Raw genomic sequence first — 26851 nt, 5'->3', positions numbered from 1 at the left:
TTGTTATTCTCCGTACTTCGCTAACCAAGCCTTCGCTTCAGCCTTCTCATTCTCATCGCCAGTACGTTCTACCAGGTCTAGAAAATACTTAAAGGTGGCTGAACCTGTTGCTTTAACGTGCTTGGGTGTGGGGCACCCCTGATCGGTGCATTGTTGCAGCGGCTCTAATGGTAAGACGAACGTTGGCGCTGCCTTTGCGTCAAACCGCCGAAACAATGTTGGGTCTATCAAAACACCACCATCCATTTCCCCGGCGAGCTGCTTCAGTTTCACCAGCGTAGTTTCAAAGTCGTCGTCGATTAACCCGCGAACTGCAATTGCCGCCCCGATTTTGTAGCCTTCGGCTATGAGATTTTTGATTTGGCTTTCCGGCATCGAGAGGCTGACAAGCACGATTGGATACTTTGCCTCTTGTGGCGGAACTTCGTCGATGGCTTTGCCTGCGGCCAGCGCTTTGGCCATGTAGCGATCATCACGCTCATCTTCAAGATATTCCGGCATCTGAATATTAAGCCCCGGCATATTTCCCTGAAGGCCATTCAGCTTCGCTCGTTCCTGGCCCAGCAGCTTGTCTAAGGTGCCGTCTTTCATGATGCGATCAGCGTCTTTCATCGCGTCCTGGATAACGGTTTTTTGCTGCTTAATTGCCGCCTCATCAGGCTCCTGGTATTTCGGCGTTTCCGCCGTAGCTAAGGCTGGTGATAGCATCACCACAACCATTAGAATGCGCAGCATGTGCGTTTCCTCCAAATCAAATAGCTGAAGTCTTCACCCTTATAAGGAAACTCACGGCCAGCGCCCCAAATCGTTGAAGGTGCACCAAGACCATAACCCCTAACATTTTGCGGTACCGGATACATCATCTGTTGCTTGTATTGGTTCTTCCGCATGATCGGTTGAGGCAGGTTTCCACACATCGCACCCAAGGTTGACGTATCCTGAGCAAGGAACTGACGGTGCATTTTGAAAATATGCGTGTGAACAATGGCCAAGGAACTATCTACACCACCTACATGATTGGCATGACTACCGCTAAGCGGGTAAAGCGATCCCTGGGAGCCTGAGCACCAGAACAGGGTATCCAGACCAAACGTAGTAGTTGCAGCGGCAACGGTATCGGCCACACAAGCTGCCTGCGCCACCGGGTTTGCAAACAAGATAGCTTCCGGGTTTAGGACAAATGACAACTGATCGTCATCCCATAGCGGATCAAGTTCAGATAGGTACGACATATCGAAGGTTTCATTGACATAGCAAGCGCCCTGGGTGATGGCCATACCTAGCCAGCTCAAAACAGGGTACTGGAACCAATGAACGTGGTAGAAAGCGCCGCCACTATCGTCACCCTCGTGGTTAGTACCGGCAGGTACCGGCAAAGTACCCAACACAGCCCCCCCGAGAGTGGGAGAGCACATAGGGGTACGCACCACTTCAGCGACCCGCGCTGGCTCCCAAAAGCTGACCCCCACACCGATACGAACGAATATCGGCGGCGGTGCTGGACAGGTACAGATTAAAGGCGGTTTTGGATCGTGGTTGTCTGTTTGTCCAGGCATGGTGATAGGCACCATGCCGATGTTTATTGGAAACAGGCAAAGCCAGCAAATGTCAGTAACAGGATTGGGGAACTTACCCCCACAGGCAGCAGCCGTCACCTTCCCTGAAAAGCCTAGTGCCACAAGGAACGCAAGGGCCAAACTACTTAATCGGAAATTCTTCAACATATAGCACCTTGCCACTCTGTCTTATTACAGCCGGTACCGCCTGGATACCGAAACGCTCAACCAAGTATCCACGCTGGTCGAAGTACAATCTCATACCAATCTGTTCGGTCACGGCCAGAAAGTCGCCGCTCACCAAGATCATCTTGTTTCTTATATCTTTCGCACAATAGGCCTGAAGCCAGTCAACCTGCGCCGGGTCGTCCCCGTCGATAAAACAAAGCACCTTGGTCAGCGGATTAACCTCAAGAGGGTTTACTTGGGTACCAGCCGTGAACAACACCTTGCCATCTGCATCCGTTATATCCCTATCCAAGGTGTAGAGCGGGTTTATTTCAACGGCTCGGTATTCCTGAGCGCGGGGTAGCGAAACACCAGGCGGACGCCTGGCATAACCTTTCGATCTATCCCGCATTCCCTCGTGCATTGCATCCAGCTCACCGGATTCGGTCTTCTGCTGAATGCGCTCGTGTATAACCTCAACCAAGTCACGTTCAATAATCGGATAGCTTTTACCGATTACACCCAAGTCCTTGGCTAAAGCTGCATTACAGGATGCGATAAGCGCGACCAATGACGCTGCTTTGAGGTATCCAACCGATTTGTTCATAGCGACTGTCAAAACTGTGTTCATGTGCTGTCCAAACGAAAATGTGTCCCTGCGGAATGATGCCAGCCGGGCCTGGCTTTAACGCCACTCCACCTTGTGAAGCGGTCTTTGCATCCCCCAGGTACTTCCCGTTGAGGTAGAAACGCTGACCATCCTTAACCACTTCATCACCTGCGTTCCCCGCAACATACTTAACGAACCATATGTTTTGGTAGAACTCGTTTTCAGGCGGCCAGAACGCCACCAATTCGCCCTTCTGAGGGGCAACGCCTTTCACAATCAGGAAGACGTAACCGTCTACGCTGCTTGTGCCATTGAATCCAATCTTCACGAAAGGGGAAGCACCCCAACCCAACAAGATCACGAAACCAATGGCACAAAGCCAACGCCACAGGTTTTTCCTGAACTTCTTGATGCGAAGCTGTTTCTCAGGCGTTGCGCTATGCTGTTCTGGCGCTACGCTTTTAGTTGCCATTTACCATCCTCCCTACTTCCGACTTGACGTAGTTTGTGTAATCAGGAACATCCGAGATGACAGCCGGAGACACCAACAGCGTTACCTTATGTTCATCTGCAACACGCTTAATTACCTGGTCAAGAGACTTTGCGAATCGCTCACTGACTTCCCTTTGTTGCTCTTCAGTCAGTTCCCTTTCGCCGTACTCTCTCAGGTGTGACGCAATGATTTCGTCCAGCTTCACAACTGCGATTGGACGCGCATATAAGTGGTTGTTGACCAGCGTAAAAATCATCGCACCCAACAGGCCACAGATCAGTGAGACTATTATGTTTTTCATGTTTCAAACTATACCATAATGAGGAATCAAAATACTATACTTTGATTCGTAAAAAAGCAAGCCCGTAAAACGGGCCGAACTAGGATTATCTGTTCGACTCGTTTTCCGGGCCTGCCTGGGTACCAGGGCGCGGCATAGAGCGGCCCTGAGCATATAGTGTCTGTGGAACCTTACCGGCTTCCGCTTCTTCTAATCAGCTCCTGAACGGCATCAAAAATATGAATGCCCCTGGCTTCCGCTTCCCGGATGTAATCAACCTCTTCAGCCTTGGTTGAGTAAAGTTTTTCAGTCACTGGATCTACGGTGAAACGCAAGGCCGCCAGACCGTTTGGTGAGTCAATGGCAAGCTCTGAATATTTACCCTGGATAGTTTCCAATGAGCGGATAACATCGACTTTACCGCTGGTATTGCTGATATGGCCTTTGGCCTCAGCCTCTGCCAACTCGCCCGGATCTTGACGTAGGTAAACCTTGAAATCTGAGTTTGCGTAAGCAGCCTTTGCAGTTTCCGAAGCGTAGTAGTCACTGATCTTTTGGGTAATGGTCATGAAAGAACCGCCATGCTTACGAGCAACACGGTACCCTTCCTCGATAAATTCACCGGCGCGGCCACGGCCAAGCAAACGCCAGGCTTCGTCAATGATGCACAGCTTGCGCTGTTTTTTGTTTCCACTCAGGTACATTACCTGAGTGATTCGCATCATTAGAATTAGCAGTACAACCGATTGAAGATCGGGCATCGTATTTAGCGCGTCCAGCTCCAACACTACGAAAGAGTTGTCCAGGTTGACGTTTGAATCCCCTTCAAAGTAGTCGGCGTACATGCCATCTTTGGTGTAGGAATGCAGCATAACAGCCAAGTCTTTGGCTGTTGCGTGCATAGGGCCGTCATCGCTGTTATCGGCAAGTAAAACGTCTACTACGCTACTGATAGTCGCTTTGCTGCCGTATTGTTCCCAAGTCCGCATGATCGCTTTTTCAAGCACTGCACGTTGCTTGGCTGATAATGGCCTCTCTGGCGAAGCCATTTGAGCAATCAGCATCTTTAGCAAAGGCAGCTGCTCTTTAAAGTATTTCGGATCGTCATCGCTGATTGAGCTGAAGGGATTTAGGCATATCCTGACCTCATCATTACCAAACTCCAGGTATGTGCCTTTGAGCAGCTTACAAAGGTTCTTATAGGAGTGGCCAGCATCAATGATAAATGCACGGCCACCGTATCCCAGGCAGCTAAATACCCATTCCTGAGTGAAAAACGACTTACCCGAACCCGAGGTAGCGCTACAACTCATGTTGTAGTTACCTTTATCATTATCAAACGGATCGAAGTAAGTGATTTGCCCACGACGACCGTTAAACATCATCATCGGAGTATGTGTACCTTTCCACTCGCCTATCCAGGGAGCAATATTGGTACACGTCCAGGAAAGGCGGGTGTTGAAGTGCCCGAATATTTCTAATGCCCGCTTCGACTCCTGGCAAAGCCCCATTGGAAGCGCACCCAGGAACGAATGTACCGGCGTGTAGCGGCTTTTTGAAAGCACCCAGCCGAGTGATTCATAAACAGATTTTAAAGCTTGCTCACACTCCTGTTCTCGGCCTTGTGGCGTGAACAAAACGATCTGATAGAACGCATCCATCAGTTTGTTACCGTTGTCCACCTTCTTGGCCGTGTAGTCCCAATCGACCTTACGGTCTTTCCACTGAGGTACATACTTTGCCATTGGTGAGTCGGCCATCTGCGTTGCACGAACGGATTTGCGAGTCACCTTACCTTTAGCTGATACCTGGTCAGGTGCATTTACCGTCAAAGTGGCGATAAAAGGACAAGGTATTCGTAGAATGTTATTGGTAAAGCTACCAATGAGCTGACCGTTCTTGAATCCTGGCCACGTCTGCGGGAATTGCCGAACGTGATAAGGCAAGATAGAAAAAGCCTGGTCTTTGTGGATCAGGCTTGACGCCCCTGAATCAAACAGCGCCATTGTGTCATCATCGACAATCTGACTATTGATTAGGTTATTGTCGTCATAATAAAGCCGTGGCTGAGGCTCAGTAGAAGGATTTAGCAATCCGTTCATTATGTTAATGAACAGCTCAGGCGACATAGACTGCGCATAAATTTTCGCAGAACGCAGTGTACCGATGGCCGCTTCCCTGGTACGCACCAGACGATCAATATCGTCCTGGTGCACATCAATGCCGGTTAATCCTTTCGGAATAGGAATGGTGTAGGATACAACCAAGTGCATGTTGCGCAGCAAGAACGCCTGGTCAGTGAACAGAGAGTTCCACTTACCCTGGCGCATATATTCAACGCGGTTGTTTCCCAGCGTCTCAAAGATTTCAGCAATAGATTTATCTATTGCGTTGCCCTTTGTTTCGGCCCATCTTTTCAAGATAGGCTCAACGTTAGGATCAGCGATAACTGAAATCTGAATGGTGGTATCGGCCTTATGTGACTGGTTAAAGAACCCGTTGAGGGTTTTTAACTCTGTCGCGGTAAGGCCTGTGCCTGGATTAGCGTACAGCATAAAGCCAACGGTATCCCGGTTGTAATAAATACCTGTCTCTTCGTCATAAGCCTCATACGGCAGTAAAGAGGCTACAGCGTAGCGCTCTGAGAATGCCTTTAATGACGCCAGCGTTGGCACATCGCCAGTATTTTTAAAACGGACGCCAGGCGGTACATCATTAACCAAGGACGATTTAACTTTATCTGCAATTTTTCGTTTTACTGCGTGAAAACGATCCACCAATGTTACTTGTTGACTACCCATTCAGAATCCCTCAGACGCACGTAAACAAAACCACCGGCATTTAGATCCTTATCTTTGTCTTCCCATGAATTAAACAAAATTCTCAGGACAACAGGCTTCGTTAATAACGGATCACCCGGTGTAGCATAATTGAGCGTTCGATGTGCCTGGCCTACATGCACATGAGTGTCGGCTTCTTTACGCGAACCTTTTTTTTTCTTTTCCTCGTCGTACAAGGTACGGCGATAATCATGGAAGCCTTCATTTGTTCTGTCGTAGACCGTCGATACCGGTTGACAGCCTGACTGTGGAAACTGGCCACAGGTATATGTAGTTGAGCAGCCGCTTAAAACGGTCAGGGCTAGGCCCAGGAAAATTAACTTCTTCATTCTTTACGCTCCCTAGTGTTACCAATCAGATTCTTACCAAACTCGGTACCACCCAACAGAATAATTTCACCAATCCGGTTAGCATCGACCTCGATGATCGGATACATTTCGTTTGCTCGCGCAATGTAATAGTCAGCGATTTTTTCCAGTGCGTTACCTGTACCAGTAGCAAGCCCGGCCTGAACCGTCTTATTTGGGTCAATGGTTGTTACGTTACCCAATGCACTTGTTGATACCTGCTGATACTGCTGCGAAATTGAGCTGCCCATTCCCGACGCAATACCGGCAAGCAGCGATTTTGCGATCATTGAGCCTTGTTTGCTGACGAGACGACCGCGCAGACCAGCTTTGCCATCTTCACCGGCAACGTACCCCTGAACCCGTTCTTCAATAATGTCGCCATTCACCAGAACGCACGTCAGCGTTTCCAGCCGGATATGTGCCCGTTCGCTTGAAATGTCGCCATGAGCTGCACCAGTGACGTGGCAGTTATCCACGTCACTGTTCCAAAAGTTAGGCAACTGTCCTGCATCCATCAGACGTAGTAGCACCGGCACAGGGTTTGACATAGCCTGACCACCAGTAGGCGCATCCATACCAGATAAAAGGACTGCGGTTGAAAATGCGCCTGTTGGCAAGTAGTGCGATACGTTCTTGGCTTTTTTGTTACCGTCGCCCTGCCCTTGTGCTGTGTCATCGGTCAAACTTATTACCTGAATCCGGCTGATTGGCTGGCCATCCTGATTGACAGCTTGCGTTCCACCGTAAGCACCTGGATTTTGCGCAGGTGGTGGCGGTAACGAGCGATTGACGAATTGTTGCGTTATTTCGCCAGTAGGCTGTTCCTGGTTCTGCCCTGGTATCGGTGCAGGTTGAGCCACAGGAATGGGTGCCGGTGGTAATGAAGTAGCCGGTAGGCCTGCGGATGTCACCGGTGTACCCTGGATGGCAGAGTTAGCGCCCTGATTACCGACCATTCTGGCAATCTCTTCAAGACGATCACGTAAAATTTTATTTTCGGTCTGAAGTTCCTTCAGGCGCTTTTCAGAAAGCGCTATCCATGTTTCTTCAGCACTGACTGAACCGCTGCTTCGCGCGGTGAAGTCCCTCATCACCTCCTGGGATTGCTCTTGCTGGATTTCCAACGGAGTAGGCTTACCTCGGTTTGGATCTGACAGCCACATACCACCCATCATAAGGATGATGAAAGCTGAGAACCCACCGACAGCAATGATAAGTTGCTTGCGTTTAGTTTTACCTGGAGCGTCCATTACTCACCTCCCAGGGGCTTACGCACAACATAGAGAAAAGTTGTTTCGCCTTTTCCAAGTGAAAGCCTTTCCAATGAAACCGCCTGCACACGACTACCAAAGTCCAGGAACTCGCGTTCATGAAAATTCATATCTGCATCGCTGATATTTTGAATCGTGTAGATTTCGCCAAGCAGGTCATAACCTGTGTATGTCCTGCGGAGAATGATTTGAGTTTCAGCCCACAGAGGAACCTTTTTCTCGGAGTCTTCGTAGGAATAGCCGTCTACTTGCTCACCTAAAGCCATTCCTTTCATCAATCGCTTTACCCGGTCAACAAAGGGAGTTGAACGGTATTCAGAACCCCGGCCAACGCTTTTACGTGGCGCGGCAGGTTTCAAAATAATCGTTTCAGACGGTATATCGTGCTGTTGCGCTACTATCGTATAGGTAGCGCCCATGTCATCACGGACAAAAAAGCTAAGCGCAGCCGGTGCCCCTGGAGCTGGCCGGATGAAAATCTCACCCTTATCCTTATCCGGTTGGATTTCCAAAACACCAGCCGAACCCCACACTTTATCTAAACGGCCTTCACCTTGAATACTGATCCTGGTTAACTCACGAGAAGACACCTTAACCGTGATGGTGTCACCATCCTTTACTCTGAATTCCTGTGCAGCATTCGCGTTACCGGAATACAGAAGCAATGTAACTACCATTGCAATGGCTAAAGGCGTGGTGATTATCCATACGAGCCAGGGCTGAACAGGAAAAGAGCCTGCATCCGCGTATTGATTATTCATTTTCATTTGGCACTCCACCATCAAATGAACCAGGCATAGCAGCTTCTGAGCTGGGTTTCTGATTCTCGATCATTACTTCTTCATTCGGCTTCACCACCTGGTACGAACCAACAGAATCTTTCTCAAGCTCATTGAAGCCAGTTATGGTTAACTTGCCGTTGTACTTGAATCTCAATTCGTATGTCTTCTGGCGCTTGCTGACCAAGTGGCTACCGATAAAGCCATTTAGTTCACCAGTGATGACGGCCACGTCTTTTTTGATATGAATCCCCATCAGGTAAAAAACGCTACTTATGTCGTTGCGTGAAATGCGGTCGTAATCCACCGCAAACCGGGTCTTCATTGCGCTATATACAGACGGATCTGTGTAATGAAGAACGGTATCAAACTGAGACTGGGCATTCTGTTTGTGGTACGTCAGCAAGAGCTGAGAAAAGTACCGGGCCATTTGTTCAATGTATGCAGGGCTGACTTCGTTCCCCTGCACGGAAAATGGTGTATCTACCTGCGGCGGTACCACGATAGTTTTTTCTGATGTATCAGCAGTCACGACAAAGCCAGCAAGCATCAAATTGGAAAGCAGGAGCACCCCGGCCACACCCATCCAAAGCGATGCCTTGTAATTGGCATTGATAACTGTTGAACTGTATTTTTGTTTATCCACCTATGTACTCCCGTATGTGCGATGGGATACGCTTTGAAAGCCAAATATCTGAAGGCGTGTACCAATACAGGATCTTCATTAGAAGGCCTCGGCCACCCTCTTCTTTGAGGTAGGCGTAACCACGACCAAACACAATCGCCAACACCACACCCATGAGAAACATATTCAGCACCCCGCCGACTATCAGCCAAAAGATAACCAAGATGGCGCTGTCGGCTTCCCACATAAACATCAGTGGTGGTGCATCCAGATTCCGTGGAATCCAGTAATCTTCTTCGTCCATATCCACCTCGTTTTTGCGAAGGGGTTAGCCAGGCTAACCCCTTCTGTTGCAATTACTGTTAAATCGTCGCACTGGTGAACAGGGCGTTAACGATGGTCGGGCCAAGCACCCCGAAGATCGCCAGGAACACACCGATAACAGCAGGCAACGCTTTACCAGTACCTGCACCGATACCCAGGCCAATCAGACCGCCAACAATGGCAATAGAACGACCGAGATAACCTGTAGCTGCGGCATAGATAAAGTTGTAGAACGCCTGGAACTCGGTACCGCCAGTACCGCCACCAATACCGATAGAAGCGGCAAGAGCAAGCTCAGGCAGAAACGCGAAGGCAAACATCAGCGCGGCTGCGAAGTAGCCCCGCTTCTGTCCGTTTTGTTGCAATGAAATTGCAGTTTTCATCTTTTTTAACTCCATGAAGTTTGAGATTGAGGCTAGTCAAACAGGCCGCTGCCCTAATCGCCTCTACCAGGACAGCGACACTTCGGTTAATCGACTGCGTAAACCTCGACGCGCCGATTTTTGGCCCGTTGCTCAGCGGTACCGTTAGGTTCCGCGTAGCAACAAAGGCCATGTCCATAGGCCTCGATCTGCGTAGCAGTCGATTTGGCCGTTTCAAAGAAATCCTTCACCTTATTGGCTCGACGTAATCCCAGCCAGTTGTTGTAGGGTTCACTGCCAACATTGTCGGTATACCCATGTATCTCAACTGCCTTGCCTGACAACTCATCAAGGGCAGCCAAAAGGGTTAATTTGGCATCAGCGGTAATTACGGAGCTGTCAAAATCAAAGTAAACCACCGCAACTGGCGGGACAGCAGGCACAGCTTTTGTGTTCTCAGGCTGGGAAGATGACTTCTTACTATCCGTTTTGCTTTGTGAAAACGACGTTTGTTTCTGCTTGTCCAAAGCCGAAACACCGCCGTCAGACGTTGCACCTTTAAGGGAGTCTCTGACGATCCCGGTGATTGGTTTGTCATCTGAATGCTTTACTGACACGAAGGATACCGGCGTTTTTGGAGTTGCGGCTTCGCAACTCCAAGCGCCGCCGTTCATGTCACAGAACACAAATTCGGCGGGATGCCCTTCACTCTTACCAGGAACCTGTTTAACACCGAGTTCATGCGGAACTTCACGGTTCGGCAGGCTTGTGCATCCCGCCGCTAACAAGGCGAAGATAACGCTGATAAACGCGCTCGGCGTACTTTTGACGAAGGTTTTCTCTTGTTTCATTTTTTCCTGTACCAGCATTGTAAGCTCCAACAGCGCGCCAATTATTCCCAAATACCTGTATGGATTGGGAAAGTATCCAGGCACCCACATGAATATTCGTGCAAGGGTCGAATAGGCTTTGTTCAGAAAGGCCGTACTTTTCCAGCTTTGGAAACCAGAAAGAGTTGATTTGCATTATCCCAACATCACGCGACTTGTCGCGGTTGTTGTGATTAACGGCAAGCGGATTCAAACTACTTTCTTGTTCCGCAATTGCGTAGAGAAGCCAGGGATCAACTTGATAGCGCGTCCCTGCGTCAACCCAACAGTTGCTTGAAATTGCTGCGTCCGGCAGCTCGTTTGCTAACAAAGAGTTAGCAAACGATACCGCGACTATACATGAAATCCCATATTTGCGCAACATTTGTACAATTCAACTTAGCCAATTTTGAACAATCAAAATACTATACTTTGACGCATCATAACGCAAGCTTTATTGCTGTTCAACTGGCTCATGCAAAAAAACAAAGCATTTTCGCAAATTCTTTACATCATCTGGCTTAAAAGTCGAATCAAGATGCTTGATTCGACCTGACTTACGCTCTCGTTTGTACCGAGGCCATTCCTCTCCATCAAACAGCTTTTTGTAATGAAGGTGATCAGCGGCCCGATCAAAGAGGTAAAAAACCCCAGCGTACAGCTTTGCCTCAAGGGCCGCTGAGTGGTTCATAAAACTTATATAAATGCGCTTGGTGTCTTTACGCCAGCGCTCATACTCAAGCGCCACCCAATACCCCCTGGGGGATCTCATGATTACATCCGGCTTCTCTTGATGCTCAGGCAAATCAATGTGCCTGTCCCATACAACTTCTTCAAATTGGTCAAGGCGGTTCAATACAGCGTACTGAACCGCCATGTCGTGGATAATGTGTGAATAGCGACCAAGGTGTTGAACCCTGGTCGTTGCTTTCGATATGTCCCTACCCTGCACTTCGAGATAGGCAAGGCCTGCACTTGTGAGCATTACGTAACGTTCGTTTTTCGTGTGTACGTTTTTGAATGACTGGATTACGCCGTCAGACAAAAGCGCATTGAAAAAGCGATTGGCATTTACTGCGTTACTGCCAATTCGCTTAGCCAATAGATCAATCGAAGAAAAACGGAACTCAAGAAGCCAATCGAGTACAAGCCGCGTTTTTTCTTCTTTTATTGCCTTCGGGTATTTGAGGCTTGTATCTCGACTCTCAATCAGCATTGGCACAGCGTCCTTTAATCGGTTAAACGTCAGCACATCGCATCAAGCGAAGTGCCGCTACTATCAGCGAATGCCGTGGCATTCGCCATGCGTTATCTCAGCTACTTCGGAGTATCGGAATAACTACGATGCTCGAAGCGCTGACAGCGTTTGCTTCAGCAAACGCAACGCCGTGTTGCCTGCTGACAAGATGCAGGCGTCACACGGCAGCAACCGTTCAGGTTGCGGATGCCGAACCCGCTGGCATTGCGTTCAGCAAGCCAGCAGGTTCGGAGGTCGCCCCGGCGACCGGAACCCCGGCGCAGGCTCACGCCCCCGCGTGAGCCAGGCCAAAAGCGCCGCCTACGGCGCGTTGGCCGATGCGGTTCCAGTCGAAGGCGTTCAGCCGAAGACAGGAACTGTTAAGCAGTCTCGCCCTAGCGAGGCGGCTTAACACCGAAAGGACGACAGGTGAGCGCCCACGCTCGCCTGAAGGACAGGGAAGCGAAGCGGTGCCCCAAGGCATCCCTGTCCTGTGCGGCCTGCCGCCGTCGAGGGGAGTGACAACGAGCCTTGACCCCCCGCTTTCGGTGGTTGGGCGTCCAGCCCAATCGCAAATAGCCGAACGGCTATGTAGCGACGAGGACAGAAGCGAAGCGTAGGGACGAAGCCCCGCAAAGCGGGGGGTCAAGGCTCGGGCGGACACGACTGAGCCGAAGACGGCGGCAGGGTGAATTGCAAACGGCACGAGCGTCCAGCGAGTACAGTGCGGCAAGAGGGACTCGTCCCTATTGCTAAGCGGGGCGCTCCCCCGCGTGCAATGGTGAATTTGACGTAAGCCCGCCGTCCAGAAGGGCTTTAAGGCAAAGAGGCGCAGCCTAGCGCACCTGGCGGCGTTCCCGCCTGGTGTGCCATCAGTGAAGCATGATGCAAGATACGCGATAGCGTTTTGCATGGTGCTGAACCTCTTTTTACCATCAAAAACATAATCAATTCTATCATCAAACTTACACTCAATAAAGATTGATGATAAGATTGTTGTAGAAAATGATGGTAAAAAGGTGTATGTAGCGGCTTTTTTCCGGTCGGAAAAGACCGGCTAAGCCGCTACGCAAATGCGAGGACAAACAGAAATGCCAACATCACAACCTGAGTACGCCGTACTCAACTGGTTCGGCCAGGTGAATTATGCAATGATGGAATGGACGAATGATTACTGGTGGCCTGTTTGGGCTGGCATAGTTTTCATAGGCTGCCTCATTAGCATGGCTCCCCTGAGCACTCACCATGAGCAGCCGTTCCACCAGATCGTTTTCGTCTGGATACGAAAAACGATCTTGTGGCTTGGAGCAATATTGCTCCTGTTGCCTTTCATAATGTTGTACCTGTACGACATGACCACTCAGAAGCAGTTGGCCGATAGCCAGCAGGTCTGGCTTCAGTGGTTCCTGAACCTCGCCGTTCAAAATTGGTTTACTCTGTTTGCCGCAGCCGCTTCCGGCTGGATGATACGCTTTATGCTTTTGCGGTATGCTCTTCCTGCTTGGTCGGGAATACTTCGCAAACTCCGCAATACACAAACAGATGATTCGCCTACGGATATTCGCCTTGAAGCAAGTCGTTTCAACGTGAAGGATTTCCTGCCATCGAAATACTATAAAAAAGACGCCATCTTGGTTGGCCTTAGCGAAGAAGATAAACCGATTCATATTCCGGCTGACACCTGGTATGAAACGAACATGCAGGTGATCGGCCCTACTCGGTACGGTAAAGGCGTTATCATGGGTGGGCTTATGGATCAGGCAATTCGCCGTGGCGATTGCCTGTTCTATATAGATCCTAAGAAGGATAAGTTTGCCCCGCATGTCATGTACCAAGCCTGCAAGGCTACTGGTCGAAAGTTCTATTATTTAACACTCCATGATGATGGCATCGGCAAATGGGCACCGTTTTCCGGCGGTACAGACCGGGACGGTCTGACTCGCCTAGAAACAGCTTTTGGTTTGGACTTTACCGGCGACCCCGGTACCGACTACTACAAGTCACAGGAGCGGAAAGAGCTGGAAAAGGCGTTTCGTCAAACACGCCAGGTGGAAGTTTTGAAAAGGCTTATGGAAGAAACGGATGCAAACCGCATCAATGCAGAGCTTGCCCGGTGGTCAAACATAGAAAGCCTCTGCCCGAAAAAAGGTAGCGGCTTTAGTATTGAGAAGGCATTGAAAGAAGGTGCTGTTGTCTACGTACAAGGCAGCCTGGATGATTCCGTAGTTAAGACTGCAACAAAGATATTTATCGCTGAACTAATCCAGGAAGCTCGCCGCCTGGATAAAGAGCGTAAAACCCACTTGACCGCAGTCATTGACGAAGTGAGCTTTTTGGCATCTAAGACGCTTGCCCAAGCGCTTGCTACGGCAGTGGGCTTCCGGGTTAATTTCGTGTTGGCTTACCAATCACAGAACGACTTGCTCAACATTGACGATAAATCGGTGAACCCGAAGTATGTTCACCAGAGTATCAATGTGAACTCGCAGATAAAGGCGGTTTATGGTGGTGCTGACTTCGAGACGGCAGAATGGGCAGCTAACCTCTCCGGCACCATCATCAAGGAAGTTACCAGGATGGAAAAAACGGACATTAGCAATACTGGTGGCGAGACGTGGGACAACCAACGATTTGTTGGCGCACAGGAAGAAAATTACATCAACACCAATATGGTGCTTACCCTCCCTCCAAGGGTCTGTGTGTTTGTTCAACCACGACACCTGGCATCAATATGCTTTAGCTCGTTCGTTCCAGTGAAGGACATGAAGGCTCTTGACGAATACCTGGAGCATAAGGAAAAGGTATACACCCCTCCTGCTCAACCGGCCAACGTCAGTGACGACGAAACGCAGGAAAACACAGGCATAGATACCGTTCCTGAAGAATTCTCTGCACCTAAGAAAAAAGAGGAAAAACCAGTTTCGCAAGCGAAACCAGAAAGCAAAAAGCCTTCTGATGCAGAAGACAGTAAAAACAAGCAGGATGATAATGTCGTCCAGTTCAGGGGTAAAAAGGCCACCGATAAAGACAGTAGGCCAGAGCCAACTAAAGGTATCGACAACCCTGAATTTTTTGAAGACCAAGAATCGGATAAGGCTAAGCCGAAAGAATCCGCTCCAACAAACCCTGCTGGAAAACCGAAGCAAGTAAGCGAGGAAGAGAATAAGCCAGATTCAGCAGCAGAACCTACCCCGGCGCAACTGGACGATTCCGAAGACGACACCAGTAACGACTCGGATGAAGCCGCCAAAAAGCGTGAAAAGAACCGTGCACGGAAGGCGAAACAAAAAGCCAAAAAGCAAGCTGAAACAGAAAATGCCGCGCCGGAAGAAGAGCCAGTTTCGCAAGCGAAACCCGAAGCAGAAGGTAAGCCAAACGAAGTTGAAAAGGCAAAGGCTGCCGTTGAGCTGCCGGATGATTTTGCAATGGACTTCGGGGGGCTTAATCTGAAAAGTGACGATAAAACAATGAGTCTGCTCAATGATCTTGAAGAAGATGAAGACAAATAAAAAAGGGGGCTAAGCCCCCCTTTTTTATTCTGTCTCAACCACCCAATCTTTAAACTTCTCTGCGTAACTTTTCATGATAGCCGGATTAGCTACCCGCCAATCCGGGTCATGCCTATCCAGCATGGAAGAATAGCCGGTTTTATCAATCAATTTAACCAGCTCATCTGGCGTGAATAAGATTCTTAGGGCTGCCGGTTTTTGTTTGGCATCTGGATCAGATTTCGCTTGCGAAACTGATTCGTCTGTCGGGTCTTCTTGCTTCGGCTTTTTGTCATATCTCTTTCGTGCAAAGAACTCCTTCGCGTTAAATTCACCACGCTCTATCAAGTCAATTGCCTGTTGCTTCTTATCCGAGCGAAGCCCTGAAATCTTTTTGAGCAACGTGTAATCACGGAGCTTTCCTTCTCTGGCCAGTGCGCGGATCTCAGGCTCGTATTTAAGAATCGCTGTATTCTTACTTACCCAGGACGGCGTAACACCCAGCTCTTGTGCAGCTTGCTCGATGGCGTTTGTAACTCCCTGGCTCTTCAGGTACTCGATGCGCCCATTTATAAATTCAGCCTTCTCTACCGGGTTTAGATCCTGGCGGTGTAAGTTCTCCGTTAACTGGTGGGCGTAGATTGCATCATCTGTAAGCGCTTCTTCGTCCTCCACAATGACTGCCGGTATGGTTTCTTTACCTGCTTTTTTTGACGCCTGCCAGCGTCTTTCTCCTGCAATGATCATGTAAGCTGGCTGGCCATCCGGGTTACGCCGCACCCGAATAGGCTGGATAACACCTACAGCCGCAATGCTACTTGCTAGTTCTTCCAGTTTTTCAGGGTCAAAATCTTTACGCGGCTGATTCGGGTCAGGCACCAAATCTGATAGTTTTAGTTGCTGTAATTTTTCCATTGTTACGTCCCTTGAGGTTTTAATTTCGCTTGCGAAATCGGTTGAAGCTGGCCCGGATTATACAGGGCAACGATCACAAGACACAGAATTCAAAATGTATTACTATGATAAATCAAAATAGGTCAAAACGATACGGGAAAGGTTAAAATGAAACTAATGATCGTAGAAAGCCCTAACAAAGTGAAGAAGATTAAGGGCTACCTTGGTGATGGCTGGCGAGTATCAGCCAGTGTAGGCCACATTCGTGACCTACCAGACAAGGAAATGGGCGTAGAGCCTCCTGACTTCAAGCCGAAGTATGTTGTGAGTCCAGACAAGAAAAAAGTGGTCAGCGACCTCAAAAGTCTGGCTAGTGGTGCCAGTGAGGTTTACTTGGCAACAGACCCTGATAGAGAAGGTGAAGCTATCGCGTTTCACCTTAAAATGTGTCTTGGCCTTACTAATCCAAAGCGGGTGACATTCACTGAAATTACAAAGTCAGCAATATCTAAGGCCTTACAAAACACCAGGATGATTGATGACAATCTGGTGTCCGCTCAGGAATCCCGCAGAGTCCTTGACCGGATCGTAGGCTACCACATCAGCCCCCTACTCTCACAACAAGCAGGGATTCCGCTAAGCGCTGGTCGTGTTCAGTCGCCAGCAGTAAAACTAACCGTTTTGAGGGAACGGGAGATAAGAGAGTTTCGCAAGCGAAACTACTATGTAGTTGAAATTCACTTGGCCAATGGATTAACAGCGACATTAGATGCAAAGGGATGGTGTGAAGATGGTAAACACATTTTTGATAAAGCAGTTGCTGAAGCAATTGCCAAAGCAAATAGGGTTGTTGTCAGTAAATCTATCGTAGAAGAAAAGGAAGCAAAACCTCGCGCACCTTTCACCACATCTACCTTACAGCAGGCCGCATCAAGCATCTTGAAGTTCACTCCCGCAAACACAATGAAGTACGCACAAGCCCTCTTTGAACAAGGTGCAATCTCATATCATAGAACTGACACCCCAAATCTGTCTGAGGATGCGTTTTACCTGGTAAAAGAGTTTCTGACCAGTATTGGTAAAGACACTCAACAAACTCAATTGAAATGGGCAACCAAAGAATCAGCGCAAGAAGCGCATGAAGCTATCCGGCCAACAGATCCAGCAGACGAAAACTGCGGAGAAACGGAACAGCAACGTAAACTGTATCAACTCATTCGTGAAAGAACGCTGGCAAGCGTAATGCCTCCTGCTGTCGATATTGTGACCAGTATCGAGTTCACAACGGTCGATGAAATCACCGCTGGTGAAGTAGTTTCGCAAGCGAAATTCACCGTATCAGGTAAAGTGCAAAAATATCCTGGTTGGCGAGTTATTGCGGAAATAGAAAAGCCTGGATCAAACGATAATGAGCTTCCAGCAACGGCTGAAGAAGACGAAGAGTTCGATGTAGAAACTAATCTTCTAACGAAATCGACAGAGCCGCCATCAAGATTTACCGAAGCAACGCTGATAAAAGCACTCGAAAAATTAGGAATAGGGCGTCCGTCAACCTACGCCAGCATTATGGAGAACATCAAGAGCCGGGGATATATCATCATTGGTGATGGCAAAAAGAAATCTGATAACAAGATTAGACCAACGGAAACTGGCGAAATGATAGTCGATGCCTTGGACGCCATGACTTTTATGAACCTCGACTATACACGCATTCTGGAAAGTCACCTGGATAAAATAGCAGCAGGGCAATCAAATTACTTTCAGTTAGTAAGGTCGGTATATTCCTCAATAACAAACGAAGCGAAAAATATAAAAATTGATTCTCTGGTTGAAACCGCTGCCTGCCCACAATGCGGGAAGGCAGTTAAACGCTTGAAGTCTAAAAAGAAAGGGGTAGGGCACTTCTGGGTTCATATGGAAGAGGAACACGGCTGTGAGGACTTCCTTGATGATGATAATGGTATACCCGTTTACCGGGAGAAGTATGATTCTCCGGTAACGGACTGCCCTGGTTGCGGCAATGAAATTAAGCGCCTGAAGAAAAAAGACACTGATGACGAATATTTTTGGGTACACACTAACGAGAAGCACGCAAAAAACTGTGTGAAGTTCATCAAGGATGAAGATGGCTTACCAGTAGTGATAAAAGATCAATCCCGCGAATGTCCTGGCTGTGGCAAACCAGTTATCCGCCGCTACTCACAGGCTAAGGAATTTCATTTTTGGGTTCACCAAACTCAGTCGCATGAAAAAGGATGCCATAAGTTCATCAATGATGCTGACGGTAGGCCAGTGATAGAGCAGGGGGCTTGAATGTTTACTTTCCATCTATTCCGGCGCACACCAAGTAATGAACCTCCTAAGCGAGGTTCACCCCGTAAGGCGACACTACCCATTAAAGAAGACATGGAAATAGAGGCCTGTTGTAATGGCAACGTACTTACAGGGCCGACATTATTCTATGACGTTGACGGGGTTCTACATCCCAACGATACAGGCAACCTTTCTTGCGCTGATGTTCTAACGTCAATCACCAGTCAGATACCTGGACTTCAATTGGTAATGTCGTCTAACTGGCGGGAAACAATGGATCTCGAATTCTTTCAAAGGATATTCCCAAAGGAGATTGTAAACAGGACTGTAGGTTTCACACCTGTTCTGTCAGCTCCTCCATACAGAAGGCAACGGGAAATCGAAGTCTTCACCAGTTACTTTGGTATCTCTAGGTTTATCTGTATCGACGATCAGGAAAGGTTGTATGAACCCGGCTGGCCTAACCTTCATTTAATCGAACGAAGCAGAGGCCTTGACGAATGCAGTATAGAAAAAATAGTGAGATATTTCAGTGAGGGCAGCCAATGACGGTTCTACGAATCAAAGACCACGATCTAATGACCTGGGAAACCTGCGCAATGAGCGAGGTGAGAAAAGGAGACGTATTCTATACAGAAGACAATGGCTTGAAAGGGCCGGTACTCATTGCTGAAGACAATGCAAAGCAGGTACCGCACCCAAGGCACAAAAACAAAATGGTCTGGAATGTTAAAACAAAGCCTTTTTAATCTACCTCTCGGCGATGCGTACCATTCACAATAGAATGGTACACATTTTTATTTCCCATACGTGCAGCACCATCAGCTTCGACTTCCATTATCATTTCAATCGGAACAAAAATACCGAGTTCGTTTAGCCGCTTCCGGTAGGGTTCCAAGGTACTAGGGTGGGACACCTCATCAAACAAATTCGAGTAAATATACTCGTCGCTCTCCTGGCCATCTTCTTCAATAACCATAAAGAACCCGTTTAAAGGTTGATCATACCCCAGCAAAACAGTGGCAGGTTTCCCCTGGTAAAGCGTTTTAAAAAAGTGCCGTGACATTTCTAGTCCCTCATTCTTTTATAGCTTCATCGAGAAGAGCGCTGTTCGGCGTCAACTATCTTGGCCGGTTCGCGTCAATTATGATGGCCGGTTAGGTTTTCTCATTTTTCCTACTTCTAGCCTGTTTTAACTGATGTTGTTTTCGATAGCTTTCTCCCTCTAATTCTATAATTGTCGCGTGGTGGATCAGCCGATCTATGGCCGCAACCGTCATCATGCTGTCTGGGAAGATCTGATCCCATGCACTAAACGGGTGATTGGCTGTAATGATCAGGCTACCGCTTTCATATCGATGCGCGATAAATTCAAACAGTACCTGGGTTTCTGCATCGGTTTTTTTCACATAACCAATGTCATCAATGATGATCACCTGATACTTATCCAGCTTGCTCATTTCGCTCATCAGATCCAGCTCGCGCTTGGCTTGTTGTAACTGCTGTACCAAGCCAATGGCCGGAAACAGTTTGCAGCGTATGCCTTGCTCAATCAGCTGGTAACCCAGTGCATTGGCTATGTGTGTTTTGCCGGTGCCACTGGGGCCAATCAGTAGGATATTATCGGCGTGATGCGCCCAGGACAGGTCTTGGTGCAACTTGGCGATAAGCGCTTGATTTGTGCGGCTCAGCACGTTGTTATCCAGAGCGCTTAAGGTTTTTCCAGGTGCCAGCTTGGCTTCGCGTACCCAGCTTTGTGTGCGCCGTGTAAAGCGCTCTGAGAGCTCGTATTCGCATAAGGCCGCCAGATAGTCACTGTGCGACCAGCCTTTCTCTACCGCGGTTTGCCAGAGTTTTTCATAGTGTCTGACGAACGCCGGGAGCCGTAACTCTTTGAGCAGTAATGCAACAGAGGAGGTCAAAATGGCACCTCCACATCATGTTTCGCCTGTGCCTTTAATGACGTTAGCAGTGCATCATAACTTTGCAGGTTATGTTGCTTTGTCTTAATTTCTGGCGCGTTTTGCGGGGTGTAAAAGCGCTCCTGAATGGTTTTGGCACTTTCAAACAGACCGGCTCTGGCCTCTTGCAACAAGGTCTCTCCCAGCTCTTGTTCACTATCGTATTCGCTCGCCAGCCAAAGCACCGTGACTATCCATTTACAGGCCTCCTGTGCCGGTAACGCATCGTCCACTAACTGCCACAGCTGCCGGTAATTGTCGTCAGGTAAGATATCATCCCGAAGGTGCGAGTAACGAAACGCCTGTGGTTTAGCGGCCAGTGAGCGGATAATATGCCGGTAGTTGATACAACGCGCACGGCTTTGGCCGGGTGCCGGGTAAATTCGTGGCAAGGTCAGCGCCACTTGCTGACCCACATAGAGCACCAGTTTGTTATGATACAGCCGTACTTGCAGGCGTTCGCCAATCAGCCGTGATGGCACGCTGTACACCACCCGGCGCACTTCAATGGTGGCACTACGGGTGACTTTAATGCTCAGCAATGTGTAATCAACAGCACCATATTCCGGTAAGGCTTGCAGGGTTTGCTGTTCTTCTAAAAAGCGGCTGCGTGAGCGCTGGTTTAGCTTGCCAACAATCTGGTCAATAAAAGCCTGATAGGTTTCGATACTGTCAAAGTCATTGTGACCGCGAAGTAGCAGGTGCTGCGCCAGACGGCGTTTAAATGAGCCATTAGCGCACTCAACCACCCCGTTCTCATGCGATTGCCCAAGATTATTGCGCGTTGGCGTCATATTGTAATGTTCGCAAAAGTCCTGATAGGCATCTGTCCAGACGTTTTGTGTGTTGTTTCTGGCGGCACTGAGGCTATCGGTGCGATGCTCTACCGGACAACCACCAGCCTGCGTCAGCGCACGCTGTAAACCGGTAGATAAGGCAGAATAGCTCTCCCCGCCCTGAACCACAGTGATGGAACGCCAGCCGCTATAAGCAAGGCGGAACTGATACAGCAAATGAGCAAAGGGTTGCTGCTTAATGGTGATCGGGCTATCAGGATGAGTAAAATCAGAGAAGCCCTGTAAACCGGGTTGAGCTTGCTGGCGGAAGATAACGTCTTTCTCCGGGCCATGTAGCGCTTTCCATTTCTTAACCCGACGCTGCAATGTTCTCAGTACTCGCTGGTCATATTGGTTTGGATAGAGCGCCTGCAAATGCTCCAGCAAAGTAATGGGCGTGAGCTCTGGTTTAGCGTTTAACAGAACAACCAATTCGGTTTCCCATACGGCTTCCAGTGGATCTTCGCGAGTGCGCCAATCTCTATCAGCTTTAGCGCGAGGTAAGGTGTTGGACTGCTCAATACGTCGGGCAGTGCGGGTGGAAATGGCAGACTTCGCAGCAGCGATTTCTTGAGTCATGCCTTGTTGGCGATGCTGCATATACAGCTCCTCTTGTCGGTGGGTGATATGTTGTCCTGGCACCTTGAACTCCGAACAGAAAACAAGGTACCTATTGTGACACCCAACCGGCCAAGATAATTGTCGTCAACCGGTCATCCTAATTGTCGCCGAACAGAGCGCCAAAGGCGCTCATTGCCTGGCAGTAATTTTTATAGAACGGAGCATAGCTATCAGGCACTAGAACGGTTTCAAGATCTGTGTAACTCAGGATACCGACCATCACCCCTTCAGTCCCTACTTTGAGCAATACAGCCGCTTCAGTGTATAGATGCCCCTTGTAATCCCAAGTGGCCAGCTCGGCCACCGCTTCATCCCGTCTCACAACCTGTGTTTTCATCACTCGTTCTCCTTCTTATCCGATTTGGTTGCTGATTTGCTGGCCCCAGCTTGCTTGCTGCCAGGCGTTGCTTTCTGACGGCTTTTCGTTGTTAACGAATCAATCACTTTCCGGTTTTGCGCTACCTGCTCTTCCAATGTCCTAACCTGGTGACAAAGCTGTTTAGCTTCGCCCTGAAGCGTAGCGTTCTCAGTCTTCGAGACCTGCGCATCAGTTACTGCTTTGTCTTTTGCAGCTTCAAGCTCGGAAACAACTTTGGTCAGCCGTGCTATCTCAGACTTGAATTCATTGCGCTGTTCGGTTACTTCCTTAAGCTCTCTATGACCAGCTTCCACTGTTGCACTGAGTTCGCCGTTCACGCGAGACAACTCAGCCTGCGCCTGGCGAAGCTGATCCAGCTTATCCAACGCACCTCTTGCTTCCGCCTTACTCTCCTTCAGATCGTCTCTCAGGCCGGCAATCGTTTCCTGTAGGTCATCATTGCGTTGTTGTAACGCTGCAACTTTACTGCGCTCTTCATCAACCACACCCTGGAGCTGCGTAAGATCACCTTTTGCTGATGATACAAGTTCGTCCTTGGCCACCAGGTCAGTCTCAAGCCGCTCAATCTCGCCCAGGGCTTCGTCACGTTCTTTATTAGCTGCCTCGATATTAAACCGGCTCTCTTCCTTCAATTTCTCAAATTGCGCGGTCGCCAGGGCAGAAGCCGCCTTCCAAAGATCAGCACCAAAACGGTCAAGGGCACCTTTAACCTCTGAGGGCATTTCCAGGACGGCCACGGTCGTAGCTTCACGCTTTTCTTTCCACTCCCGGAGCACCGGCGAAATGGTTGCAAACGAGCCGCCACCAAGCCGCTCACGAACAGCTTGCATACTTGGATTGATACCTTCGGCGGCCAACTGCTCTGCCGCGTCGATGATTTGTTCTCTTGAAATAGCCATCCCAATAAACCCCGCTTAGCTGTATGTAATCGTATGTATGTATTATACATACCAATACATACAAAACAAGTATACAGGTAAAATAAATTCAATTTCGCTTGCGAAACTGGCTTCACCGGTAGCGAAAGCAAGAGGCGGCCAAGAACACAGGCACTGGTTTACTGCAACCAGAACCAGTGTCGTTGATAGGGAAGGTTGTAGAGATACAGCGAGGAAGGGGGCAAGTACCCCCAAGTTGTAAAAGGCTATTTCCGAGTGAACAACCGAGCTGGGTTTAACTTATCTTTCAACCCGGCCTGAACCGCATCCCGGTACATAAAGTACAGAACAACAGCAAACATGAAGTTCAGATAAAAGATGACGTACAGATCCAGCACCTTGAAATAATACTGTATCCCAAACCAGGCCAGGACAAACACCTTTAACCAGGCGATTCCCTTAATGCCCATATGCTTGTAAAAAAAGCGGGCAACGAAATTCCATTCTTTACCACCATTCTCCAAAATAACTTTTGTCACCATCAGATCAACAACATTCAATGTAACGAAGAGCAGGTACCCTAAAAGCATCCAATCATGCGCCGACATAAAATCTCCTTTGATATAGTGTTCAACAATAAACGTAGTACAACTCAACTACAGTGCCAGATCCATGTTGTGGACAGCTCTCCGAGGCGTGTGCATTGAGCATGGACGATCCCTTCGGGACGTGTGGACAAAGCATGAATGGCAAAAACCCCATTCACACTTTGACCACACTGTCGCCCACACTCACTACACACTCTGCCCACAACTCCGTAATCAACAACAAATAACAAGATTATTTTTTTTTTATTTTTTTATACAGCTTAATCAGGCGGTGGAATTCGCCGTAATTGCATAATTGCCATCCTCATAAAATCAGTCACACCGACAAAATCCAGGTCTAACTGGCTTGCACCTTGCTTAATTGAGATACATAGACCATCGCTGTGGCCGCCAGGCTTCTCTTTAACCCCCGACCGCATAGCAGGGGCAGGTATCTGATAGGCACCATACTTAACATTTTCTTTGTGGCCATTGGCTGCGGCCATCGGCACAACGTTGGCCGGTTGGTTTTGTATCTCTTCGATAATCTGTGAATACTTTGCAACGGTCTGTCTTGATAGCCGTGCAGTGGCCGCTATGGCCGTTCGAGTGAGCCTTGAACCCTTCTCTAAGAGCTGGTGTACTGCGGCCCTTATGCGCGATTCTGTGGCCTTTTGGCGCGTCTCATGAGTGCGCTTTGCTGATAGTTGCTGCTTCTCCTGGAGTGGCATGTCAGGATCGAGCCGCATCACCCCACGATTGCAGCGACTACTTCCGGTATAACGATCCCATGTCCACCTGGACACTGATTTCACCGTTGCCTTTACCTGGGAAATTGACAAATTCATGTCAAAACCCCGGTTCTTAAAATTGTTGTGGTTGAAGGCGTAGGCTTCGAGCAGGCGGATAAAATTTTGAAAGGAGCCTTGTTCGCGTTCGCGGTTAACGATTGAGTAGGCGTAAAAGCGAAGGTCTTCAAACAGAATGCAATGCCGTGAATGGGGAAGATTTTCGAAGTTCGGCCCTGTGCTCCACAATGGTTTTAACGCCAGATCAACATAGTCGGCCAGCTCGCCCAGGTCATATACCGCGTTGTGTATTTCCCAAGTGTCCCACCAAGGATGGCCAGGCGTTTTGGCGACCGGGCCGCTATAGGAAGCGTCAGCACCAAGCCGCGCCACCATCGCCTCATAGACGGCCTTCATGTACGCAATGGGTTTGGAACGTGCGTTCTCAGACGTGCATACCGGCGGGATCGCATAATACAAATGCGCTTTCCCTGAATCTCGGTTTCGCACAACGATATTCGGGGCCGGAAGCCCCTCATCATCCCATATCAATGAATTGGTGTGATCGAGGTCGAACACGAGCCATGACACCATGCCAGGCCTGTTCACCTGCATATACGGGAAGCGGATCGCATATTCGCGGGGTCTTATCTTCGCGGCAGTCTTGTTATCGCTGCAACGGGACAGATAAGGCGCTTCGTTAAATACACGATTTAACGCAGTGTCAGCCTGAAAAAATCGCTGCTGCTGAGCTGTTGAGCTACTTGCGGCCACCATAACCCCCGGCTAAAGGGGGTCGGCCTGACGAAAAAAACCCCAATTTTCACTCCAAAACTTGCAATGGGGCTTTGAACTACCTAGAATAGAGAAACGTGTCCACGCTGTTTCGCCAAAAACAGTATGACACCCTGGTAGAACAAGCCCGGTGAATGTACGGACGATGTAACCGCCCTGCGGTTAGGTGCTGGAAAGTTCTACATAGCGGATACCTCCTTTTTGTGGGTGTCTGTCATCGAAAGCACAGTTCTCACGGTCTGCCAAACCAAAGAACTGAAGATAACCAGGGTGCCAACCCTAGCAACAGCAACGAAACATTTCGCACTCGCCAAAGTGCTTACCAAATTTCCCAAATACATCATTGACCCACCTCCCGGTGGGTTTTTGCTTTCTGGCTGCCACAGCCAGATAAACCCGTTTCCTGACGAATGGCCAATACGTATACCTCGGCGTGATTCACGTCGAGCTGGTATAGGATATGGTAATCGTCGATTTTGAATAGGTAACAGCCCGGCAGAGCTGGCCCGGCAGATACGCCGCCAGTTAAGGGATCTGGTATCAATGATGATTCGATGACCTTCAATACTCTAGCGGCATTGATCTTGCCAATAGTCTGAAGGTCATTGAATACGTCACTGTGATATACCGCTGTCCATGCCTGGGGCATTGTCAGAACCCCAGGCTTTGTTGTAGCTCATTGTGTGAAACGCGGTCATTCGCTAAACCGCCCATTCGATGTAGAGCCATCACCTCAGTACGTAGCCGTTCCATTTCATCCAACATCGCTTCAAAGCTGGAAATATTGAGAACAACCGCAATAGGCTCCGCTTTTCTCAAAACGACAAGACGGTCGTTCTTGGAGCTTGCCACCTTGTCAAAAATACCTGATCCACGTCTTGTTAGATCCGTCAAGCTTACCAGTTGATCTGAGCGCTCAATTAACGCTGCCATGATGGTACCCTCTCAAATACACACTATGATGCACAGTGTAGATCCACAAACCTGCAAAATCAATAACTTTGATGGTACAAAGTAACCGACTTGTAAAGATCATCATGACTGGTCACAAGGCCTGCGCCTGGCCAACCAGGATCTGTGACCACAACTATGGACACAAACAACCCCCGGCCGATCGCGCTGCGTGTGACCAAATACCTATGGGCACAATCTCACCCGGCCCGGGCCTCCGCGGTGTGACCACTCCCCCCCGCCCCTCGCCTGCGAGGGGAGCGATTCGCCATCTGTCGTCAGGGGTGCGGGACATGCGGCCTACGGCCTCCCTTCCCGCTCCCCAGCCTGGAGCGTATGGGTCATTACAGCCGCGTCAAGGGGCCGTGTCCTCGCCTCCGGCTGTGGGCCGCACCTACCCCTTGACACGCCTTCCATTCCCTCTGAAACAACCTCACAGCCCCATTCAGCCACCACCAGTACCAAACACACCACGCCCGTACCAGGACAAAACGCTTTGGCCACACCTGGTGGCCATCGAGGACGCTACTTTGTGACCACCTACCCTTGGTCACAGATCCAGCTCGCCGGCAAGCTGCTTCAGTGACCAAAAAAAA

28 protein-coding genes are annotated in these 26851 nt (G+C 49.1%); 3 read left to right on the top strand and 25 right to left on the bottom strand.

Annotated features, from left to right (window positions below; all coding sequences use genetic code 11):
* Positions 1-3: 3 nt before the first annotated feature.
* The 15 genes from trbC to B9Q17_RS15425 form a co-directional block, all read right to left on the bottom strand.
* Complete coding sequence (gene trbC / locus B9Q17_RS15495; RefSeq protein ID WP_094625907.1) at positions 4-735, bottom strand: type-F conjugative transfer system pilin assembly protein TrbC; 732 nt, start codon at positions 733-735, stop codon at positions 4-6.
* Positions 720-1724: a conjugal transfer pilus assembly protein TraU gene (gene traU / locus B9Q17_RS15490; RefSeq protein ID WP_094625906.1), complete on the bottom strand. Its 1005-nt coding sequence runs from the start codon at positions 1722-1724 to the stop codon at positions 720-722. Before traU ends, trbC begins: the two co-directional genes overlap by 16 nt.
* Positions 1699-2331 (bottom strand): type-F conjugative transfer system protein TraW, encoded by a 633-nt coding sequence (gene traW / locus B9Q17_RS15485; protein WP_094625905.1) that lies wholly within the window; start codon positions 2329-2331, stop codon positions 1699-1701. Before traW ends, traU begins: the two co-directional genes overlap by 26 nt.
* Complete coding sequence (locus tag B9Q17_RS15480; RefSeq protein WP_094625904.1) at positions 2270-2806, bottom strand: S26 family signal peptidase; 537 nt, start codon at positions 2804-2806, stop codon at positions 2270-2272. The genes traW and B9Q17_RS15480 overlap by 62 nt, the downstream gene beginning before the upstream one ends.
* The gene (locus B9Q17_RS15475) at positions 2796-3128 is read right to left on the bottom strand and encodes a TrbI F-type domain-containing protein (RefSeq protein WP_094625903.1); all 333 of its coding nucleotides are present in this window, start codon (positions 3126-3128) and stop codon (positions 2796-2798) included. Before B9Q17_RS15475 ends, B9Q17_RS15480 begins: the two co-directional genes overlap by 11 nt.
* A gap of 170 nt (positions 3129-3298) precedes the next feature.
* Entirely contained in the window at positions 3299-5908 is a 2610-nt protein-coding gene (gene traC / locus B9Q17_RS15470) for a type IV secretion system protein TraC (RefSeq protein WP_094625902.1), read from the bottom strand.
* Positions 5890-6276 (bottom strand): TraV family lipoprotein, encoded by a 387-nt coding sequence (locus B9Q17_RS15465; protein WP_094625901.1) that lies wholly within the window; start codon positions 6274-6276, stop codon positions 5890-5892. Before B9Q17_RS15465 ends, traC begins: the two co-directional genes overlap by 19 nt.
* The gene (locus tag B9Q17_RS15460) at positions 6273-7547 is read right to left on the bottom strand and encodes a TraB/TrbI/VirB10 family type IV secretion system protein (protein WP_094625900.1); all 1275 of its coding nucleotides are present in this window, start codon (positions 7545-7547) and stop codon (positions 6273-6275) included. Before B9Q17_RS15460 ends, B9Q17_RS15465 begins: the two co-directional genes overlap by 4 nt.
* The gene (locus tag B9Q17_RS15455; protein WP_167373038.1) at positions 7547-8335 is read right to left on the bottom strand and encodes a type-F conjugative transfer system secretin TraK; all 789 of its coding nucleotides are present in this window, start codon (positions 8333-8335) and stop codon (positions 7547-7549) included. The genes B9Q17_RS15460 and B9Q17_RS15455 overlap by 1 nt, the downstream gene beginning before the upstream one ends.
* Entirely contained in the window at positions 8322-8993 is a 672-nt protein-coding gene (gene traE / locus B9Q17_RS15450; RefSeq protein ID WP_154707651.1) for a type IV conjugative transfer system protein TraE, read from the bottom strand. The genes B9Q17_RS15455 and traE overlap by 14 nt, the downstream gene beginning before the upstream one ends.
* A complete protein-coding gene (gene traL / locus B9Q17_RS15445; RefSeq protein ID WP_154707650.1) occupies positions 8986-9276 on the bottom strand; it encodes a type IV conjugative transfer system protein TraL in 291 nt (96 codons plus the stop codon). The genes traE and traL overlap by 8 nt, the downstream gene beginning before the upstream one ends.
* A gap of 58 nt (positions 9277-9334) precedes the next feature.
* Positions 9335-9679 (bottom strand): conjugal transfer protein TraB, encoded by a 345-nt coding sequence (locus tag B9Q17_RS15440; protein WP_094625896.1) that lies wholly within the window; start codon positions 9677-9679, stop codon positions 9335-9337.
* 86 nt (positions 9680-9765) lie between these two features.
* Positions 9766-10527 carry an OmpA family protein gene (locus tag B9Q17_RS15435; RefSeq protein ID WP_154707649.1) on the bottom strand — a complete coding sequence of 254 codons (762 nt, stop codon included), beginning with the start codon at positions 10525-10527 and terminating at the stop codon, positions 9766-9768.
* Positions 10409-10912: a lytic transglycosylase domain-containing protein gene (locus B9Q17_RS15430; protein ID WP_094625894.1), complete on the bottom strand. Its 504-nt coding sequence runs from the start codon at positions 10910-10912 to the stop codon at positions 10409-10411. The genes B9Q17_RS15435 and B9Q17_RS15430 overlap by 119 nt, the downstream gene beginning before the upstream one ends.
* A gap of 69 nt (positions 10913-10981) precedes the next feature.
* On the bottom strand, positions 10982-11743 hold the full coding sequence (locus B9Q17_RS15425; RefSeq protein WP_094625893.1) for a hypothetical protein: 762 nt from the start codon (positions 11741-11743) through the stop codon (positions 10982-10984).
* Positions 11744-12855: 1112 nt separating this feature from the next.
* Between B9Q17_RS15425 and B9Q17_RS15420 the strand changes: the two genes are divergently transcribed.
* A complete protein-coding gene (locus B9Q17_RS15420; protein ID WP_167373037.1) occupies positions 12856-15273 on the top strand; it encodes a TraM recognition domain-containing protein in 2418 nt (805 codons plus the stop codon).
* Between the two features lie 24 nt (positions 15274-15297).
* On the opposite strand, the gene B9Q17_RS15415 is transcribed toward B9Q17_RS15420, so the two are convergent.
* Positions 15298-16167: a ParB/RepB/Spo0J family partition protein gene (locus B9Q17_RS15415; protein WP_094625891.1), complete on the bottom strand. Its 870-nt coding sequence runs from the start codon at positions 16165-16167 to the stop codon at positions 15298-15300.
* A 147-nt stretch (positions 16168-16314) separates the two neighbouring features.
* Between B9Q17_RS15415 and topA the strand changes: the two genes are divergently transcribed.
* Both topA and B9Q17_RS18605 read left to right on the top strand, forming a co-directional pair.
* Positions 16315-18459 carry a type I DNA topoisomerase gene (gene topA, locus B9Q17_RS15410; protein ID WP_094625890.1) on the top strand — a complete coding sequence of 715 codons (2145 nt, stop codon included), beginning with the start codon at positions 16315-16317 and terminating at the stop codon, positions 18457-18459.
* Positions 18460-19008 carry an HAD domain-containing protein gene (locus B9Q17_RS18605; protein ID WP_425268633.1) on the top strand — a complete coding sequence of 183 codons (549 nt, stop codon included), beginning with the start codon at positions 18460-18462 and terminating at the stop codon, positions 19006-19008.
* Positions 19009-19204: 196 nt separating this feature from the next.
* Here the strand turns inward: B9Q17_RS18605 and B9Q17_RS15395 are convergent, their stop codons facing one another.
* From B9Q17_RS15395 to B9Q17_RS15355, 9 genes are all read right to left on the bottom strand, one after another.
* Entirely contained in the window at positions 19205-19525 is a 321-nt protein-coding gene (locus B9Q17_RS15395) for a hypothetical protein (RefSeq protein WP_094625887.1), read from the bottom strand.
* A gap of 91 nt (positions 19526-19616) precedes the next feature.
* Positions 19617-20381: an IS21-like element helper ATPase IstB gene (istB, locus tag B9Q17_RS15390; RefSeq protein WP_094625886.1), complete on the bottom strand. Its 765-nt coding sequence runs from the start codon at positions 20379-20381 to the stop codon at positions 19617-19619.
* Complete coding sequence (gene istA / locus B9Q17_RS15385; protein ID WP_425268632.1) at positions 20378-21898, bottom strand: IS21 family transposase; 1521 nt, start codon at positions 21896-21898, stop codon at positions 20378-20380. The genes istB and istA overlap by 4 nt, the downstream gene beginning before the upstream one ends.
* 76 nt (positions 21899-21974) lie before the next feature.
* On the bottom strand, positions 21975-22214 hold the full coding sequence (locus B9Q17_RS15380) for a hypothetical protein (RefSeq protein WP_094625884.1): 240 nt from the start codon (positions 22212-22214) through the stop codon (positions 21975-21977).
* On the bottom strand, positions 22214-23155 hold the full coding sequence (locus B9Q17_RS15375; protein ID WP_094625883.1) for a DNA-binding protein: 942 nt from the start codon (positions 23153-23155) through the stop codon (positions 22214-22216). Before B9Q17_RS15375 ends, B9Q17_RS15380 begins: the two co-directional genes overlap by 1 nt.
* Before the next feature lie 245 nt (positions 23156-23400).
* Positions 23401-23742, bottom strand: coding sequence for a DUF5658 family protein (locus tag B9Q17_RS15370; protein ID WP_094625882.1), 342 nt, complete (start codon positions 23740-23742; stop codon positions 23401-23403).
* A 260-nt stretch (positions 23743-24002) separates the two neighbouring features.
* Positions 24003-25286, bottom strand: a complete 1284-nt coding sequence (locus tag B9Q17_RS15365) for a replication initiation protein (protein WP_094625881.1) — start codon at positions 25284-25286, stop codon at positions 24003-24005.
* A gap of 358 nt (positions 25287-25644) precedes the next feature.
* Positions 25645-25953 carry a type II toxin-antitoxin system RelE family toxin gene (locus tag B9Q17_RS15360; protein ID WP_094625880.1) on the bottom strand — a complete coding sequence of 103 codons (309 nt, stop codon included), beginning with the start codon at positions 25951-25953 and terminating at the stop codon, positions 25645-25647.
* A gap of 2 nt (positions 25954-25955) precedes the next feature.
* A complete protein-coding gene (locus B9Q17_RS15355) occupies positions 25956-26237 on the bottom strand; it encodes a type II toxin-antitoxin system Phd/YefM family antitoxin (RefSeq protein WP_094625879.1) in 282 nt (93 codons plus the stop codon).
* Between the last annotated feature and the right edge of the window lie 614 nt (positions 26238-26851).

It is taken from the genome of Marinobacter vinifirmus, assembly GCF_002258215.1.
GTDB classification, from domain to species: Bacteria; Pseudomonadota; Gammaproteobacteria; order Pseudomonadales; family Oleiphilaceae; genus Marinobacter; species Marinobacter vinifirmus.
The sequence above is the reverse complement of the archived record's forward strand: the minus strand, read 5'-3'. Positions and strand labels throughout refer to the sequence as shown.